Here is a 489-nt window from a genome sequence, read left to right as displayed (position 1 = left end):
AATCGTCGCGGCATTGGAGGATCGACGTTCCATTCCGGGACGCGCCAGAGGATTTCGCCTGTTTGACCGCGCCCGCCGCGCATCCGCTGGTCGCCGCCTATCTGGAGCAGCGACAGGATCTAGCCCGCTTCTGCCGCGCGCGGCTGGGCGGGACCTCGGGCGATGTCGATGATCTGTTGCAGGATCTCTATCTGAAGGTGTCGGCCCTGCCGGCGGACACGCCGGTCGACAATGCGCGCGCCTTTCTGTTTCGGCTGTTCTCCAACCTGATGCTGGACCGATGGCGCTCGGGCCAGCGCGCCGCAGCCCGCGACAGCGCCTGGCGCCAAATCAATCACCAGACCGGCGCGGTCGAGGATCTGGACGACGCCCCGTCCGCCGAGGCCGTGGTGGCGTCGCGCGAGCGGCTGGCCCGGCTGGTCGCCGCTCTGGAGACCCTGCCGCACAAGACCCGCACCATCTTCCGCCTGCATAAGTTCGACGGCGTCA

1 protein-coding gene is annotated in these 489 nt (G+C 68.1%); it reads left to right on the top strand.

From position 1 onward, the window contains the following. Positions 1–62 precede the first annotated feature (62 nt). Positions 63–489, top strand: a 427-nt coding sequence (locus tag CVH10_RS17245) for an RNA polymerase sigma factor (RefSeq protein ID WP_219924741.1), incomplete at its 3' end; no start/stop codon positions are given.

This window comes from Halomonas sp. ND22Bw (genome assembly GCF_003011945.1).
GTDB classification, from domain to species: domain Bacteria; phylum Pseudomonadota; class Gammaproteobacteria; order Pseudomonadales; family Halomonadaceae; genus Halomonas; species Halomonas halophila.
The sequence above is the reverse complement of the archived record's forward strand: the minus strand, read 5'-3'. Positions and strand labels throughout refer to the sequence as shown.